Raw genomic sequence first — 16,368 nt, forward strand, 5'->3', positions numbered from 1 at the left:
AGGATGACGCATGTGATGGGCGAAATCACACATCCTAAACACCTCGTCTAAAACGGGCGGGGATGTCCCCGCCCGCTAACTCACCCCTTACCCCAATGGGCAATCACATCATACCCAACCGGTGTCGGCGGGCCTTCCATGAATTCGGCGAAATGGCCCCATAGCTCGGCCACTTTGGGTGCGTTCGCGTTTGAGGTCGCCTCGCTCTCGACCACCGAGACCACATAGCCCGAGCCGTCCTCGTTCATCACGTTGGTAAAGCAGTGCATGCCGGGCATGCCCATGATTTCGGATTTCAGTTCATTCATTTTCGCCGTTGCCGCCTCGCGCGTGCCGGGCTTCATTTTGTATTGAGTAATACGTGCAAACATGACTTTCCTCCCTCGTCTGGCGAAATTGCCAAGCGGCGCGGCCGGAAGGGCCGTGCTGGGGAAACTTAACACAACATCAAGAAATCTCATATTGAGATTCATGATTTGCGGTCATTTTCAACCCTACGCTTTATCATTATCTGATACCTGACACTTCAGGGTTGAGGTATTTCCCAGTTCATCCGGTCTGATCCGGAATCGGCGGGAAATTCAGCCGTGATACTGCGCGCAATCGGGTTTTGGCGAATTCCACAAACGCCCGGGTTTTTGCCGGGGCCCGGCGTCCTTCTGCATGTACCAGATGGATCGGCAACGGGGCTGGTTCGTGTTCGGCAAGAACAAGACGCAGCTTGCCTGCGTCCAGATCAGGGCCCACCTGATAGGACAGAACGCGGCACAAACCCCAACCGCTGCGTGCAACTGAAATCGCGGTGGCAACGCTGCTGACGGTCAAGCGGGGGTCAATCCGGATCGCCTCGTGCTGGGTGAGTCCGAACTTCCATTCCGGCAGAGGGCTGCCCGATGCCGCCACGACGATCCGATGTGCCTGCAGGTCTGATGGGATTTGCGGAATGCCATGCGTCTCGAAATAGGAAGGCGCCCCGCAAATGACGCGCCGCACCTGCCCGACGCGGACAGCCATGAGGCCCGAGGACGGCAGTTCTCCGATCCGGACGGCAAGGTCAAAGCCCTCCTCTACCATATTCACGACCCGATCGAGCATCACCACTTCGGCGGATACATCCGGGTAGGCATCCAGAAAATCGGTTAGAATAGGGGTCACGTAGATACGCCCAAACTCGTTTGGACAGGTGATCCTCAGCTTGCCGACGGGTATGCTCGCAGCCCCCGAGGCCGCATCGTCCGCTGCCTGCAGCTGTGCCAGAATGTGGCGGGCATCTTCCAGATAGGCCGCGCCCACTTCGGTCAGCCTGACGCGCCGGGTGGTGCGGGTAAACAGGCGCGCGCCCAGCCGCAATTCCAGCGCATTGATGCCGCGTGTGGCAGACGGCGCGCTCAAGCCAGTTTTACGCGCGCCACCTGCAAAGCTTTCTGCTTCGGCGACGGCGATAAAGACTTCAAGGCTTTTGATGCGATCCAAACCCGACCTCGTTGATTATCATCGTTTTGCAAAGCAATGAGTTTCCAATTCAGAGTATTAATACATTTTTCAACACAAACTAGATGTGGCTTGCAGAAACCAACGCAGGATGCCCTCGGATGACCGCTGAACCGCCACGCCCCCCTCTCCCTCCGTTCACGAAAGAGACCGCAATTCAAAAGGTGCGCCTAGCCGAAGATGGCTGGAACGGTCGCGACCCGGCCAAGGTCGCGCTGGCCTATACGCCCGACACCACCTGGCGCAACAGGGCCGAGTTTCCCAAAGGCCGCCAACAGGTCGAAGAGTTCCTGACCCGCAAATGGAACAAGGAACTGGATTACCGCCTGATCAAAGAGCTGTGGGCCTTCTCGGACAACCGGATCGCAGTGCGATATGCCTATGAATACCATGACGACAGCGGCAACTGGTTTCGTGCCTACGGGAATGAAAACTGGGAGTTCGATGAGAACGGCTTCATGGCCCACCGGCACGCGTCGATCAATGAATTGCCCATCAAAGAAGAAGACCGGAAATTCCGTTGGCCTTTGGGTCGGCGGCCCGATGACCATCCGGGTCTCAGCGATCTTGGCCTCTAATCAAAACAGGATACTGTGATGACACCGATCAAACTCTACCGAAACCCGAAATCCGGCCATTGCCACCGCGTTGAGCTGATGCTGGCCCTGCTGGATCTGCCATATGAAACGGTCGATCTGGATATGGCAAACGGCGCGCATAAAGCACCCGATTACCTGAAAATCAGCCCGTTTGGACTGGTGCCTGCCATTGACGACGCAGGATACACGCTGGCCGATTCAAACGCGATTCTGGTTTATCTGGTTCAAACCTATGCCAAAGGGTCCAACTGGATGCCGGAAGATCCCAAAACTGCGGCCGAGGTGCAGCGTTGGCTGACCGTCGCGGCGGACAATGTCTATTCCGGCCCCTGCGCGGCACGGCTGGTCAAAGTATTCGGCGCGCCTTTGGATCATCAGGCTGCAGTGACCAAAGCCCATGCCTTGTTTCAGGTGATGGATGCGCATCTGGACGGGCGCGAGTGGCTGGCCCACGACACGATCACAATCGCGGATGTGGCCGGCTACAGCTATATCGCACATGCACCCGAGGGCGGTGTGAATCTGGCTCCATACCCGAATATCCGGGCATGGTTGGAGCGGATCGAAGGCCAGCCGAACTTTGTTGGAATGGTCCGATCCCCCATACCCGAACTGGTCTGATCCATCGGGTCAGCCGGACGGGCTGACCCTCAATCACCTATGTACATGAAGGAGCGGATGCGATGGAAAGCCCTTTCCACGCAGGCGAACGTGCTGCGCAGATCAAGGCTGGCGTCGGTGACGTCGCGACATGGGCGGGCGGTTTTATCCGGGATCACATGCCGGAACAGCATCGCGCTTTTTATACGTCGTTGCCGTTTCTGGTGTTGTCCGGCGCGGATGCATCAGGGTCAGTCTGGGTCACTCTGGTCGATGGGCCCGAAGGGTTTGTAGGGTCCCCAGATCCCCGGACCCTGACGCTGGCAACGGGTCTCGATAGCCAGGACCCGCTGCATGCGGCATTTTCGGCGGGGACCGAGGTCGGTCTGATCGGGATCGAACTGGCCACGCGCCGCCGCAACCGGCTGAGCGGGTTTGTCGGCCCATCCGAGCAGGGTTTTCAGCTGGATATCCGCCAGACCTTCGGAAACTGTCCGCAATACATCCACGAAAGGGCTTGGCGGCGCGAAGACGCGAACGTGCCCGACAAAGCCCGGCGCAGCACCCAACTCAGCCCGGACCAGATGGCATGGATCAAACAGGCCGACACGCTCTTCATCGGGTCCGGCACGCTGAACGAGGCCTCGGGTCCGGCGCGGGGTTTTGATGCCTCGCATCGGGGTGGCGCGCGCGGATTTGTGCAGATCAAATCGCCAAACCATCTGCGCATCCCGGATTATTCGGGCAACAACTTCTTTAACACCATCGGCAATCTGCTCAGCGACCCTCGCATCGGTCTGGTGTTCATTGATTTCGAAACCGGCGGCCTGCTGCATTTGTCCGGTCGTGCCGAGATCGACTGGTCGCTCGGGGATGCCCGGGACCCTGACGCGTGGCGTATGATCGATATGACCATCGACACCGTTATCGAGCGCCCCTGTGCGCTGGCTTTGCGCTGGGCCCGTCAGGATGCGGCCGATCGTGTGCTCCGGGTTGCCCGGCGGGTCCGGGAAACAGAAGAAATCATGTCGTTCTATCTGACGCCTACGGATGGCCAACCACTGTGGCCGTTCCGGGCAGGTCAGCACTTGCCGATCTCGGTGTACCTACCGGGTCAAACAGCGGCGCAGCGGCGGACCTACTCACTCTCGGGATCACCGTACGACAAAGATACGTACCGCCTGACAGTCAAGCGCGCGCCCGGGGGGCAGGTCTCGGGTTACCTCCATGACGCTTTGCGGGAAGGAGCAGAGGTAACGGCCTCGCGCCCGTCAGGTGACTTTGTGATCCCAAGCAGCGATGCCCCGCTTGTGCTGGTCAGCGCCGGTGTTGGCCTGACGCCCATGGTGTCGATGCTGCATGCCGCTGTCACGCGCCAGTCAAACCAGCGCATATGGTTCATACACGGGGCCAGAAGCGGCACGGATCACGCGTTGTCGCCTGAAATCGAAGGGCTTTTGCAAGCGCATCCTGATGCAGTGGGACAGGTCTATTACAGTCGCCCGGACCTGCATGACGCGCCGCACAAAACCGGACGCATCACCGTGCAGGATTTGTTGAATTTGGGCGCGGGTGACGGGGCACAGTATATGCTGTGCGGCCCGGCACCGTTTTTGTCCCAGCTTCAGGCCGGTCTGGAACAGGGCGGCGTGCCCGCCCGCAATATCCATTTCGAAAGCTTCGGGTCGTCCGACCCGTGAGTCAGAGTTCAGGCTGTGAAGAAGTCGATGTCAAAGCTGTTCGACCTTTACCGAATCCGCCGGGTAAAAAGCCAGATATTCTTTGATTTCGGCAACAGTTGGGATCGGGTCCTCATAACTCCACGCCGCGTTCTCTGTGACCGAGGATTTGTTGACGATGGAAAAATGTGTGGCATCGCCCTTATGCGGGCAATGGGTCACCTTATCTGAGCGATCCAGAAAGGCCATCGCGATATCGGCGCGGGGGAAATAGATCACCGGGTCCAGGTTGCCCTCGAACAACTCCAGCGCGTTGGTCGTTTCACCCAAAATCGCACCGCCGGACCGGACGCTCCATTTTCCCGGTGCTTTGCGAATTTTTGTCAGATCGGTCATTTCCACTTCTCCCCTTGGGCCAAGGCCCATTCCTGTGTCCACTTTATGTGAAAGTGCGATGTCAGATCGGCGCCGTTGCGGCATCCAACCACAGCTGAGCGTCATCGCCCAGCCTTGGGCGGACTTTATCCGCAACGTCACGATGGTAAGCGTTCAGCCACGCGCGCTCATCTGCTGACAGCATGCTTGTCATGATCAGACGCCGATCAATCGGAACATAAGTCAACGTCCGCCAACACAGCATAGCGCGTTCGGGATCTGCGGTCGGAAGGGCCGGTGCCTCTTGCACGACAAGAAGATTTTCGATGCGGATGCCAAAGGCTCCTTCGCGGTAATATCCCGGCTCGTTCGACAGGATCATGCCGGGTTCAAACGGGACATGACTGACCTTTGACAGACGCTGCGGCCCCTCATGCACACTCAGATAGGCCCCGACCCCATGGCCAACCCCGTGGTTGAAATCCTGCCCCGCAGTCCAAAGCGGCGCGCGCGCAACGCATTCGATGTCGCGCCCTGCAAGCCCCACTGGCCAGCGCAACACGGACATGGCGATCATCCCCTTGAGAACCCGGGTGAAACAGGCTCTTTCTTCGTCCCCGACCTCTCCAATCGCAATCGTTCGAGTGATGTCGGTGGTCCCGTCCAGGTATTGCCCTCCACTGTCCAGCACCAGAAGATGCCCATTCTGTAACCGGGAATCCGTTTCTTCGGTTACGCGGTAGTGCATGATTGCACCGTTGGGCCCGGTGCCCGCGATCGTGTCGAACGAGATGTCCTGAAGGGCGTTGTCTTTGCGCCGGTTTGCCTCCAGACGGCTGACCACCTGGGTCTCGGTCAGGCTGCCCGGCGTCTGCTTGTCGAGCCAGCACAGGGTTTCGATCACGGCGACTGCATCCCGCAGATGCGCTTCGGCGCTTCCTGCGATTTCCGCTGCATTCTTGCAGGCTTTGGGCAAGGCGCACGGATCGCCATCATCCACCATCTTGTCCTGCAACACATCGGCCACCGCTTGCGGCAGCGTGCCCAGGTCCACCTGAATTTTGCCTTGCAGCGCGGCGGCGACACCCAGAAAGGCAGATGGCGCATGAAGACGCACCTGTTCGCTCAGTTGAACTGTTAGTTTTTCCTCCGCCATGAACAGGTCCACACGACCAGTGTCGTGCAGAATGGCGAACCCGTGCGCTACCGGATTATACCTGACATCCGAGCCCCGAATGTTCAGCAACCACATGATCGAGTCCGGCAAAGTGATCACGGCGGCGCTGTTGCCCGCCTCCCGCAACGCTTCGGACAATCGTTTGATCTTGCTATCGGCGGTTTCTCCGGCAAACTCCACCGGATGTAATTTGACCGGACTCATAGGGGGATCGGGTTGATCCGACCACACACGGTCGATCAGGTTATCACACCGCACAAGCGCGATCCCGGTATCTGCAAGTTCCTTCTGAGCAGAAGAGATTTGTCGGGCAGCATGCAGCCAGGGGTCAAAACCAACTTTGCCCCCCTGCGGCAACTGTTCTTTCAACCATGCGCTCAGACCGACATCGGGCCAGGGCACCGGAGTATAGTCGCTGGCCACCTGAGCTTTGACCTGTGTGCGGTACCGGCCATCGATAAACACGCCAGCCACGTCCGTCAGCACGGCACAAAAACCGGCAGAGCCCGTAAACCCCGTCAACCACGCCAGTCGCTCGTCCCGCGGGGCGACATATTCTCCCTGATGGGCGTCGGCGCGCGGGACCAGAAACCCGGCCAATCCGTCGCGCAGTATCTCCGCGCGCAAGGCTGCCAACCTGGGAGGCCCCTGTTCCGGACGTGCCGTGACGGCAAAGGACTGAAACATGATCTCCCCTTTCATTGTCTTGCCCGGGAACCTGCGGCGCAATGCGCCAAATGTCCAGATGCCGGGTTCTTTTCAGGTGATCTGCATCCAACCGACGGGCTCTGTTTAAAACAGGGGGCCACATCAAAGATCCATGATGGCGATAAAACCCTACGCAACCTTAAAAAACTATCGTCGGACGGCCCATTCACTTCTTTGAACAACGACCCCACACTTCATCTTTTTGAAAATACTCCCGCCGGAGGCAAGGCAAGCGTCAGCTTGCCTTTTTCATCCCCATCACCCGAGCGCGGGCACGCGGATCACTGTCGAACAACGCTGCCAGTTGCTCGGTCATCGCCCCAGCCAGTTGCTCGACATCCGTGATTGTCACCGCACGATCATAGTACCGCGTCACATCATGCCCGATCCCTATCGCGAGCAATTCGACCATTTTGCGCTTTTCGACCATCGCGATCACATCGCGCAGGTGTTTTTCGAGATAGTTCGCCGGGTTCACGCTCAGCGTTGAATCATCGACCGGAGCGCCATCCGAAATCACCATCAGAATCTTGCGCTGCTCACGTCGGGCCAACATCCGACGATGCGCCCATTCCAGCGCTTCACCGTCGATGTTTTCCTTCAGCAGCCCTTCTTTCATCATCAGGCCCAGATTGGGCCGCGCCCGCCGCCAGGGTGCATCAGCGCCTTTGTAAATGATGTGGCGCAGATCGTTCAGACGCCCCGGCTGCTGAGGCCGGCCATCGTTTAACCACGCCTCACGCGCCTGACCGCCCTTCCACGCCCGCGTGGTAAAGCCCAAAATCTCGACCTTCACATTGCACCGCTCCAGCGTGCGCGCCAGAACATCGGCGCAAATCGCGGCAATCGAGATCGGACGCCCCCGCATAGAGCCTGAATTGTCCAGCAGCAGGGTCACCACCGTATCGCGGAACTCGGTATCTTTCTCGACCTTGAAGCTCAGCGGCGTCGTGGGGTTTGCAACAACCCGCGCCAGGCGTCCGGCATCCAGAATCCCTTCCTCGCGGTCAAACTCCCAGGACCGGTTCTGTTGCGCCTGCAACCGGCGCTGCAGCTTGTTGGCCAGACGGCTCACCGCGCCTTTCAACGGCTCCAGTTGCTGATCCAGATAGGCCCGCAGCCGCTCCAACTCGGCCGGCTCCGCCAGATCCTCGGCCGCGATCTCTTCGTCATGGGTGTTCAGATAAACCTTGTAATCCGGATCGGCCTCGGACGCGGGCGGTGGGGCAGGCGGTTCCAGCGGAGCCTCCCCTTCGGGCATCTCCGCCTCTTCTCCCATCTCCTCATCGGCCATCTCATCCATCGAGACCTGGGCCTGAGACTGATCCTGCTGCTCTTCCTGCGTCTGCTCTGGATTGGCGTCGGCGTCCTGTTCGTCCTGATCATCCTGCCCGGTGCTGTCGGGGTCCGGCTGTTCCTCGGCGTCGTCCTCGGCCTGATCTTCCTGCTCGTCATCCAACTCATCGGGGTCATCGCCCAGCTGGTCGCCATAGCCCAGATCCTTGATCATCTGCCGCGCGAACTTGGCAAACTCGGCCTGATCCGAGAGCACCTCGTCGAGGTTTTCCAACACACCACCGGCCTGTTCTTCGATAAACCCGCGCCACAGATTCATGACGTTCTCGGCGGCAGGCGGCATGTCCCGCCCCGTCGCCAAATGCCGGATCAGGTAACCGGCGGCAACGGCCAAAGGCGCATCAGCAGGCTGCTTGCATTGATCATAGCCACGCCGGATCGCCTCATGTCCTATCTTGACATCGATATTCGACGCGGTCCCTGGCATGTCTCGTGCACCCATCGCCTCGCACCGGGCCACCTCCATGGCCTCATACAAATCGCGCGCCATATCTCCCGGAGGCGCATAGTGCGCATGGGTCGCGTCATCATGGTATTTGCGCTGCAAAGCCAAGGCATCCGCCGTCCCGCGGGCAAGCAGAACCTCTTCCCGCGTCATCCGCCGCGAGACCTGGGGCAGTCGCATCGACTCACCCGTCATGCCCGACGGATCAACCGTATAGGTCACGTTCAACTCGGGGTCATCGGCCATGACCTTGGTGGCTTCGGCCAAGGCCTTCTTGAACGGATCAGCAGGATTGTCGTTCTTCTGCACCATGTTCAAACGCCCTTTGTGCTGCGGAGATCCAATGCCTCAAAGCGCAACCGGATCCCCCTTCATCTGGCCAAAAATATCCCCGCCGGAGGCATTGCGCCCGGTAAGGGCGCAATTCAGTGCGCTATCCCAAACTCGCAGACGCCGCACTTTCAGGCAATTCCTCATCAAAACAACGCTGATAGAACTCCGCCACCGTCTGGCGCTCCAACTCATCACATTTGTTCAGGAATGACAGGCGGAACGCGTAACCCACATTGCGGAAAATCTCGGCGTTCTGGGCCCAGTTGATCACGGTCCGCGGGCTCATCACTGTACTGAGATCGCCGTTCATGAACGCGGTCCGGGTCAGATCGGCCACCGTCACCATCTGGCTGACGGTCTTGCGGCCTTTTTCGGTGTTGTAATGCGGCGCTTTCGACAGCACGATCATCGTCTCGGCATCATGGCTAAGATAATTCAGCGTCGAGACCAGCGACCACCGGTCCATCTGCGCCTGGTTGATCTGCTGCGTGCCGTGATAGAGGCCCGTCGTATCGCCCAGCCCCACCGTGTTCGCCGTTGCGAACAGGCGGAAATTCGGGTTCGGTGTAATGATCTCGTTCTGGTCCAGCAGGGTCAGCTTGCCGTCATGCTCCAGTACCCGCTGGATCACGAACATCACATCCGCGCGGCCCGCATCATATTCGTCGAAGACGATGGCCACGGGGTTACGCAGTGCCCAAGGCAGAATACCCTCGTGGAATTCAGTCACCTGCTTGCCGTCGCGCAGTTTGATCGCGTCCTTGCCGATCAGATCGATCCGGCTGATATGGCTGTCGAGGTTCACCCGAACCGCCGGCCAGTTCAGACGCGCGGCGACCTGTTCGATATGGGTCGATTTCCCGGTGCCGTGATAGCCCTGGATCATAACGCGGCGGTTATGGGCAAACCCCGCCAGAATCGCCAGCGTCGTTTCTGGATCGAACTTGTAGGTGTGATCGATCACTGGCACCCGGTCACTGCGGTCGGCAAAGCCCTTGACCGCCATATCGCTGTCAATGCCAAACACTTCACGGACCGAGATATCCTCGGTAGGTTTTGCGTTGATATCGATCGATCCGTCAGCCATGCGCCTTGTCCTTATCCTTTGACCCGCTCCCCGGGTTTGAACCCGTGTGTGGTGCAACATATTGCGGGCAAGGGCAAGGGAAAGCGCTGCGATAAGATGAAATCATGCCGTGGCGTCCGCCATCTGTCCGGACGGGGCAATCAGCGGTGCATTATTGTTCGAATCCGGCGGATCAGGATGGGCGGGCGGACTCGGGCGTTTGCAGGCGACCCTGCAGGAATGCCTCCATTCGGTGCAACGCAGACAGCACGGCATCAAAGGAATACCCGAACAGAAAACAGGCCAAAAAGATCAGCGTCGGATTGCTTTGCTCATTGATGGTGAAAACATTTGCCGGAATCAGCAGCATCGAAAGCGTCATTGCCGCAAAGGCTCCGAACAAAATACGCAGGAATGCACGTGCAGGGCCAAGGTCGGACAGCGCTGGTGTCAACACCCGAACCAGGCAGAACAGCGCGGCACCAAGCGAGCCGTAGACCATTGGCAATGCGAACCTGTTGGATAGGGAAATCTTGGCCTGCAAACGTTCGGCCGATTGCAGCAATTGCAGTCTTGTCACGATATGATCGGCCGGATTGGCCAGTGAATTGCGGCCTGTTTTCTTTGAGATTTCCCGAACGATTTCCATGAACCCGTCATGCCCCGCAAGTGCGATTCTGACCAAAGACGAGGTCTGCGCCGCCTCGGATGCGCTTGGGGCAAGGCTTTCGGACGGGCTGGCAACGGTTGCATTGGCCGCCCGCGCGATTTGCGCGTCGGTCTTGCGTTGAATTTCTTGTATCGTGGTGACGACATCGCCAGGGGTTGACAGGGTTCCGGTATTGCTTTTTGCGCCGCCGCTGCCAGCAAAACCCGCCCTGGAAGCGATCGTGTTCGTGCCGTTGGTAACGGACGGCCTCAGGCTGCTCGGCGGGGGTGCGGGAAACAGCCGGTGGGAAACGCCGCTGATGGTTTCACGCGCGGCGATCAGAAAATCGAACCTTTGCGTTGCGACCGAGCTTTCACGGCGCAACGCCTCTTCCTGATAGTGATAGGCCTTCAAGCGGCTCATTGTTTCGTTGAAGAGCTTCTGGGCCGGTGCATTTGAGTTGGGCACGGCCGTTTGCTGTTCGTTGGTTTCAATGGCGGTTGCGACCACGATCAGATCGCGGACCTCTTCGTGTATATCCGTGGTCATGTGCTCATCCAGCCGCGCCAGCAGCAAATTCGCCCGGAAGGTCCACTGGGTATAGTGCATGGCAAGAACCAGCAGTACGACCGCGATCCCGGGCAGCACCCATCGTTGCCAAAACCAGGGCCAACTTTGCTTGAAGCGGCGACCGAAGCGGTTCAGCTGGGCCGCAAAACCGAGATCAGACTCTTCCTCGTCATTCGATCCGCGAAATCGCGCTGACGGGCTGCTGATACGTACCGGAGGTTCACCATCAAGAATTCGCGTCAAGGTATAGTCGTCAATATCACGGCAGGTATCGCGCATGGCTTTGCGCAGATTAACCAGATGATCCGTTGTAATCTTGCTGGGGGTGCCATCGAAGGGTGCAAGCGCGTCGATCAGCGCGTCAGATTTATCGCTCGCGCGTCCGGTCAACATGCAATATGTGCGGGTTGCACGTGCAGCTTTCAATAAATCTCGAACTTCAGGTTTCTCAGTTAATTTCACGATAACCTCTGTTCAGTTCTGGATACCCTCCACCCAACCATCTTCGGTCAGACAATAGCATATCTCACCAGGAAAACCGGCGGACGGCGGAATGCACCATTGACCGGTGTCCAGAATGATGCAGGCCCCAATAGGGTATTGCTGAGCTTGGAGAGTTGACCCGGGATAAAAAACAGCCCCGGCTGCAACAATAATGCACAAAAGGGTTTTCATTAATTGACCTCTGAGAAGAGACCCAAGAAAATAGTGAGGTTAACCTAGCGTAAGTTGCGTAACTTGGCAAGTTTCCCCAATAAATTGCCACAACACACTATTTTTGACGTGCAAGCCCATCGTCAAACACGACACCATACGCATGCGAAATCAGATGCCCAGGCGGGCCGGATCGCTACTTGAAACTCCGGCTGTCCTTGATCTGATCCCAGGCCCACACGACCTCTTGCAGCTGTTCTTCCTGGGACCGGTCGCCACCGTTCATATCCGGGTGCAACACCTTGATCAGCTTCTTGTAGGCCTTGCGGATTTCGGCCTTGGACCAACTGTCCTGTGCTTCAAGGATCTCGATGGCTCGGCGTTCGGTGGGGGGCAGGCGACGACCGCCGGAATTGGCGCGACCTTTGTTCTGGGTCCCGTTCGCGCCCAGAACCTGGTGCGGATCTTCGATGCCCAGCCGGGCCCAGGCGCGGGCTTCGGGGTCGCCCATGGGTTTGGTTTCGCGTTCCCACACCTTGTCCTTGGACCGCTGGGCGTTCAGTTCGGCCTCGGTGGTGCCATCGAAGAAATTCCATTTCTGGTTATATTCGCGCACATGCTGCTGGCAGAACCAGAAAAAATCGTCCAGCACATCGGGCGCTTTCGGTGCCCGGAACTTGCCGGCCTCTTCACAGCCCTCGTGGTCGCAGATTCGGACCGATGTTTCGGACGCACCCGACATGCCCCGACGCCCGCGCGGTTTCTTTTTCTTTGCGCTGGATACGGACATATCGAATCCGAAAGGGTCTGATTTCACCATGGGCCTGCTCCTGCGAACGCGTCTTTTCGACTCGGAGGCAGCAGTTTAACCTAAGCGTCAGAGAGTAGAAGAGGGGAGCGGCAAAAATTTTGCCGCCGGGCAGAAAAATGACCGTTACCGAAGACATCCGTACCCGGCTACAGGCCGCATTCAACCCCCGCGAGCTGGAGGTTGTCGATGACAGCGAAAGCCATCGCGGGCATGCCGGGTATCAGGACGGGGGCGAGAGCCATTTCAACGTGCGCATCAGATCCGACGCTTTCGCAGGTCAATCCCGCGTTGCGCGCCACCGCGCCGTTCATGCTGCATTGGGGGATATCGTGTCGCGCATTCACGCGCTGGCTCTGGATATTGATGTCTGACTGCAGGGACGGGTCGCTAAATGGACACGCAACATTCCGAGCCCGAGACCTACCCCACGCGTCTTATGGCGGTGGCGCTGGGCATTGGTGTTGCTTTGGTCATTATCCTGTCAGTGTTCCTGTACATGTCCCGCGAGACGGGCACCCGAATCGGCGACATGCGGCAAGCCTGGCAGAGTTACGCGGCCGAGACGACACCGCGCGGGTACTGGATATCTGACATCCGGCAGTATTTCGGCTATGGCGGTCTGATCCACAATTTCAAGAATTATGTCCTGCGGCAGGACCCCTCATATGGAACGACGCTTGGCCGTCAATCACGCAATCTGTTGTCCACGATTGCAGAATACCGTGACGCCAACCCCTCGAAAGCCGAATTGGAGGCGCTGGCGCATATCGAGAGCGTGGCCCATGAGTATATCGGCAATATCACCCGGATCGAGGATGGGATTGCTGCAGGACTGGGGGCCGAGCAGATCGATGCTTTGGTCCGTGTGGATGACAGTGCGGCCCTGAGTGCGCTGGCAACCCTTGAACAGCTTTGGATCGCCGAACGCGACGACAGCCTGTCGGCCATGGTCCGGGCGTTTTCGGAGGGCGAGCGCCTGGTGCGCAATTTCTCGGTTCTGCTAATCGGGTTGATCGTGGTGATCGGTTTGATTGCCATTCTGACCACATTGCTGATCGCCAATATCCTGCGCACCAATCATCGGCTCAAGGCCGAGCTGGAATTGCGTGAACAGGTTGAGCTGGCCGAACGCAAGCTGGCGCGGGCAGTTGAACAAAGCCCTGCGTCAATTCTGATCACGGACACCGATCTGAAGATCGAATATGCCAACCGCAAATTCTTTGACCTCAGCGGGTACGAGGCGGACGAGGTATATGGCCACACGCCGCGCATTCTGCAGTCAGGGCATTCGGGCAAGGGGATTTACCGTGACCTGCGTCAGCGCTTGCAGCAGGGTCGCAGCTGGTACGGGGTGTTCCGCAACCTGCGCAAGGATGGCTCGCACTATTGGGTTTCAACTGCGATCTTTCCACTGGTCGGACAGGATGGTGCGATCACGCATTATATTGGCATTGGCGAGGACCTGACTGAGGCGCGACGTACCAATGAGCAATTCGCGCAGGTGCAGAAGATGGAAGGCGTCGGCATTCTGGCCGGGTCCGTCGCGCATGATTTCAACAATGTGCTCATGAGCATCACCGGCAATGCCGACCTGATCGAGATGGACGCAGAAGACGATGCCGACATCCAGACCTCGGTCAATCACATCCGGATTGCAGCGCGTCGGGCACAGGCACTGGTGCGCAAGATGCTCACCTTTGCGCGGCAACGGCCTCGCAATCCGACCCGTGGCGATATGGTCAAGGCCACGCAAGAAGCGCTGGACCTGATCCGCGTATCGGCCCCACCCAATGTTGAAACGCGTTTTGACATCGAATTGGATGCGGCGTTTTCCGACTTCGACGGGACGCTGTTCTTTCAGACGCTTTTGAACCTGTGCCACAACGCATTCGAGGCGATGGGGGATCAGCCGGGCGAAGTTGTCCTGACGATAAGTCAGGCGCCTCGGGATGCGCTGGAGGATCTGCCGGACGAGGCGATCGGCGTGATCCGTCTGGACGTGACGGATACCGGTCCTGGTATGTCGGCCGCGTTGCAAGAAAAGGTGTTCCAGCCCTTTTTCTCGACCAAACCGGTGGGCAAGGGCACTGGGCTTGGCCTGACGATCGTGCATAACAGTGTCGAGGAATGTCATGGCCGGGTCGAGCTGAACTCGGCTCCTGGCGAAGGCACCCGGTTCAGCCTGTTCTATCCGCTGATGCCCGCACTCAGCCAGGATGAACAAGCTGTGGTGGCGGCGATCACTGGGTCAGAGCATGTCTTGCTGGTCGATGATGATGAAAACGTCCTTTATGTGACGCGCACCTTGCTGACCCGATATGGCTATCGGGTCGAGGCATATTCCGATCCATTGAAGGCGCAACAGGCGTTTCAAAGTGATCCGGACAGTTATGATATAATTGTCACCGATTTGAAGATGCCGGGGCTGATCGGCACGGACCTGATCGAGGCCGCACGCGCCGTTCGGGGTGAGGTTCCGGCGATTCTGATCAGCAGTTATTTCGATGATATGGAGTATTTGTCGACTGCCAAAAATTTCATCATGGCGCAAAAACCTATTGAGATACAGGACCTTGCAAGGTTTATCCGATCATCCGTCGGTTGAATGCCGTTACATTTCTTAACATCTCTTCACAGACCTTAATCTGGATCAAATCCTCACGAAACAACTGCCCCCTAAGGTTCGCCCTACCGGTTTGCGGCCGTGCCGCGAAGACCGGACTAGCGATAAAGGGGCTTTTAAATGACAACCAAAGCCAGAACATGGTTCTCGGCGCTATCGACAGTTTCGCTGCTGACGATTTGCGCTGCTTACCCGGTTCACCAGGCCCAGGCGGATGAGCCGGGCCCGGTAGAAGCCATTGAGTTCGACCCAGCCAAGGCGGCCCTTGGCAAGCGACTTTTCTTTGATCCACGACTGTCCGGCGACGCCGCGCTGTCGTGTTCCAGTTGCCACCAGCCGGAAAACGGGTTCACCGACGGGCAGGCCCTGTCGGACGCCTATACGGGCAACCTGCATTTCCGCAACGTGCCGACGCTAATCAACACGGCCAAGCGCAACGCGTGGTTCCATGACGGGCGCATAGGCACCAACCTCAACGATGTGACCCGCGAAAGCATCACCGAGACCTATCTGATGAACATGGACATGCGGATGATGCAGGAACGCATCAAGCAGGATCCGGTCTATGTCGAGATGTTCGAAGCCGCCGGATTTGGCGAGCCTTCGAACGGTGGTGTCCGCAACGCGATCCCGGAATATCTGAAAACGCTGATCTCGCGCGGCGCACCGTTTGATTCAGGCGAGATGTCGGACGAGGCCAAGGCAGGCTATGAGCTGTTCAACGCCAGCGGCTGTAATTCGTGCCACGCGGGCGAGCGGTTCACCGATGACCTGCCGCACAATATCGGCGTTGGCGACAATCCGGACATCTGGGCGGACCCGACACGTCACATCACCTTCGTGACGATGATGAAGTTCCTCGGCGTCGAGAACTACATGAACCTGCGTGCCGATCCGGGGGCTTATATCCGCACCCACACCGCCGACACCTTCGGCACATTCATGACCCCCACGCTGCGCGAGCTGACTTATACCGCGCCGTATATGCACAACGGCACGATGGAAACGCTGGAAGATGTGGTGGCCTTCTACAACGCCGGTGGCGGTGATGATGAGAACAAGGATCCGCGCATCAAGCCGCTTGGCCTCAACGAGACCGAACAAGCGCAGCTGGTGGCCTTCCTGAAGGCACTGTCCGGCGAGCCGCTGACCGGTCCTGACTTCGTCGCCGAGGACATCGATACGGATTATGCGCCGATCGAAAACTGGCGCGAAACGACAAACTGAGGAGT

14 protein-coding genes are annotated in these 16,368 nt (G+C 58.4%); 6 read left to right on the forward strand and 8 right to left on the reverse strand.

Annotated elements, in window-relative coordinates; translation table 11 throughout:
* Window positions 1–80 precede the first annotated feature (80 nt).
* A complete protein-coding gene (locus ACR0K4_RS20185; RefSeq protein WP_480855479.1) occupies window positions 81–371 on the reverse strand; it encodes a hypothetical protein in 291 nt (96 codons plus the stop codon).
* Window positions 372–549: 178 nt separating this feature from the next.
* Window positions 550–1,473, reverse strand: a complete 924-nt coding sequence (locus ACR0K4_RS20190; RefSeq protein WP_480855480.1) for a LysR family transcriptional regulator — start codon at window positions 1,471–1,473, stop codon at window positions 550–552.
* A gap of 119 nt (window positions 1,474–1,592) precedes the next feature.
* On the opposite strand from ACR0K4_RS20190, the gene ACR0K4_RS20195 reads away from it, so the two are divergent.
* The 3 genes from ACR0K4_RS20195 (at window position 1,593) to ACR0K4_RS20205 (ending at window position 4,390) form a co-directional block, all read left to right on the forward strand.
* Window positions 1,593–2,069, forward strand: a complete 477-nt coding sequence (locus tag ACR0K4_RS20195; RefSeq protein ID WP_480522054.1) for a nuclear transport factor 2 family protein — start codon at window positions 1,593–1,595, stop codon at window positions 2,067–2,069.
* A gap of 18 nt (window positions 2,070–2,087) precedes the next feature.
* A complete protein-coding gene (locus ACR0K4_RS20200; RefSeq protein WP_480522052.1) occupies window positions 2,088–2,711 on the forward strand; it encodes a glutathione S-transferase family protein in 624 nt (207 codons plus the stop codon).
* A gap of 62 nt (window positions 2,712–2,773) precedes the next feature.
* Window positions 2,774–4,390 (forward strand): FAD-binding oxidoreductase, encoded by a 1,617-nt coding sequence (locus ACR0K4_RS20205; RefSeq protein WP_480855481.1) that lies wholly within the window; start codon window positions 2,774–2,776, stop codon window positions 4,388–4,390.
* Window positions 4,391–4,420: 30 nt separating this feature from the next.
* On the opposite strand, the gene ACR0K4_RS20210 is transcribed toward ACR0K4_RS20205, so the two are convergent.
* From ACR0K4_RS20210 to ACR0K4_RS20235, 6 genes are all read right to left on the reverse strand, one after another.
* Complete coding sequence (locus ACR0K4_RS20210; protein WP_480522050.1) at window positions 4,421–4,765, reverse strand: DUF427 domain-containing protein; 345 nt, start codon at window positions 4,763–4,765, stop codon at window positions 4,421–4,423.
* Window positions 4,766–4,826: 61 nt separating this feature from the next.
* Complete coding sequence (locus ACR0K4_RS20215) at window positions 4,827–6,608, reverse strand: aminopeptidase P family protein (protein WP_480855482.1); 1,782 nt, start codon at window positions 6,606–6,608, stop codon at window positions 4,827–4,829.
* Window positions 6,609–6,864: 256 nt separating this feature from the next.
* Entirely contained in the window at window positions 6,865–8,742 is a 1,878-nt protein-coding gene (gene cobT, locus ACR0K4_RS20220; RefSeq protein ID WP_480855483.1) for a cobaltochelatase subunit CobT, read from the reverse strand.
* 121 nt (window positions 8,743–8,863) lie between these two features.
* Complete coding sequence (gene cobS, locus ACR0K4_RS20225; protein ID WP_480855484.1) at window positions 8,864–9,850, reverse strand: cobaltochelatase subunit CobS; 987 nt, start codon at window positions 9,848–9,850, stop codon at window positions 8,864–8,866.
* Between the two features lie 172 nt (window positions 9,851–10,022).
* Complete coding sequence (locus ACR0K4_RS20230) at window positions 10,023–11,441, reverse strand: hypothetical protein (protein ID WP_480522046.1); 1,419 nt, start codon at window positions 11,439–11,441, stop codon at window positions 10,023–10,025.
* A 457-nt stretch (window positions 11,442–11,898) separates the two neighbouring features.
* Window positions 11,899–12,522: a DnaJ domain-containing protein gene (locus ACR0K4_RS20235; protein ID WP_480522045.1), complete on the reverse strand. Its 624-nt coding sequence runs from the start codon at window positions 12,520–12,522 to the stop codon at window positions 11,899–11,901.
* A gap of 107 nt (window positions 12,523–12,629) precedes the next feature.
* Here ACR0K4_RS20235 and ACR0K4_RS20240 point away from each other — a divergent pair, with 107 nt between their 5' ends.
* The 3 genes from ACR0K4_RS20240 (at window position 12,630) to ACR0K4_RS20250 (ending at window position 16,363) form a co-directional block, all read left to right on the forward strand.
* Window positions 12,630–12,884 carry a BolA family protein gene (locus ACR0K4_RS20240; protein ID WP_480522043.1) on the forward strand — a complete coding sequence of 85 codons (255 nt, stop codon included), beginning with the start codon at window positions 12,630–12,632 and terminating at the stop codon, window positions 12,882–12,884.
* Window positions 12,885–12,904: 20 nt separating this feature from the next.
* Window positions 12,905–15,118, forward strand: coding sequence for a hybrid sensor histidine kinase/response regulator (locus tag ACR0K4_RS20245; RefSeq protein ID WP_480855485.1), 2,214 nt, complete (start codon window positions 12,905–12,907; stop codon window positions 15,116–15,118).
* A gap of 138 nt (window positions 15,119–15,256) precedes the next feature.
* On the forward strand, window positions 15,257–16,363 hold the full coding sequence (locus ACR0K4_RS20250) for a cytochrome-c peroxidase (RefSeq protein WP_480855486.1): 1,107 nt from the start codon (window positions 15,257–15,259) through the stop codon (window positions 16,361–16,363).
* Window positions 16,364–16,368 lie beyond the last annotated feature (5 nt).

This window comes from Ruegeria sp. K11 (assembly GCF_056531905.1).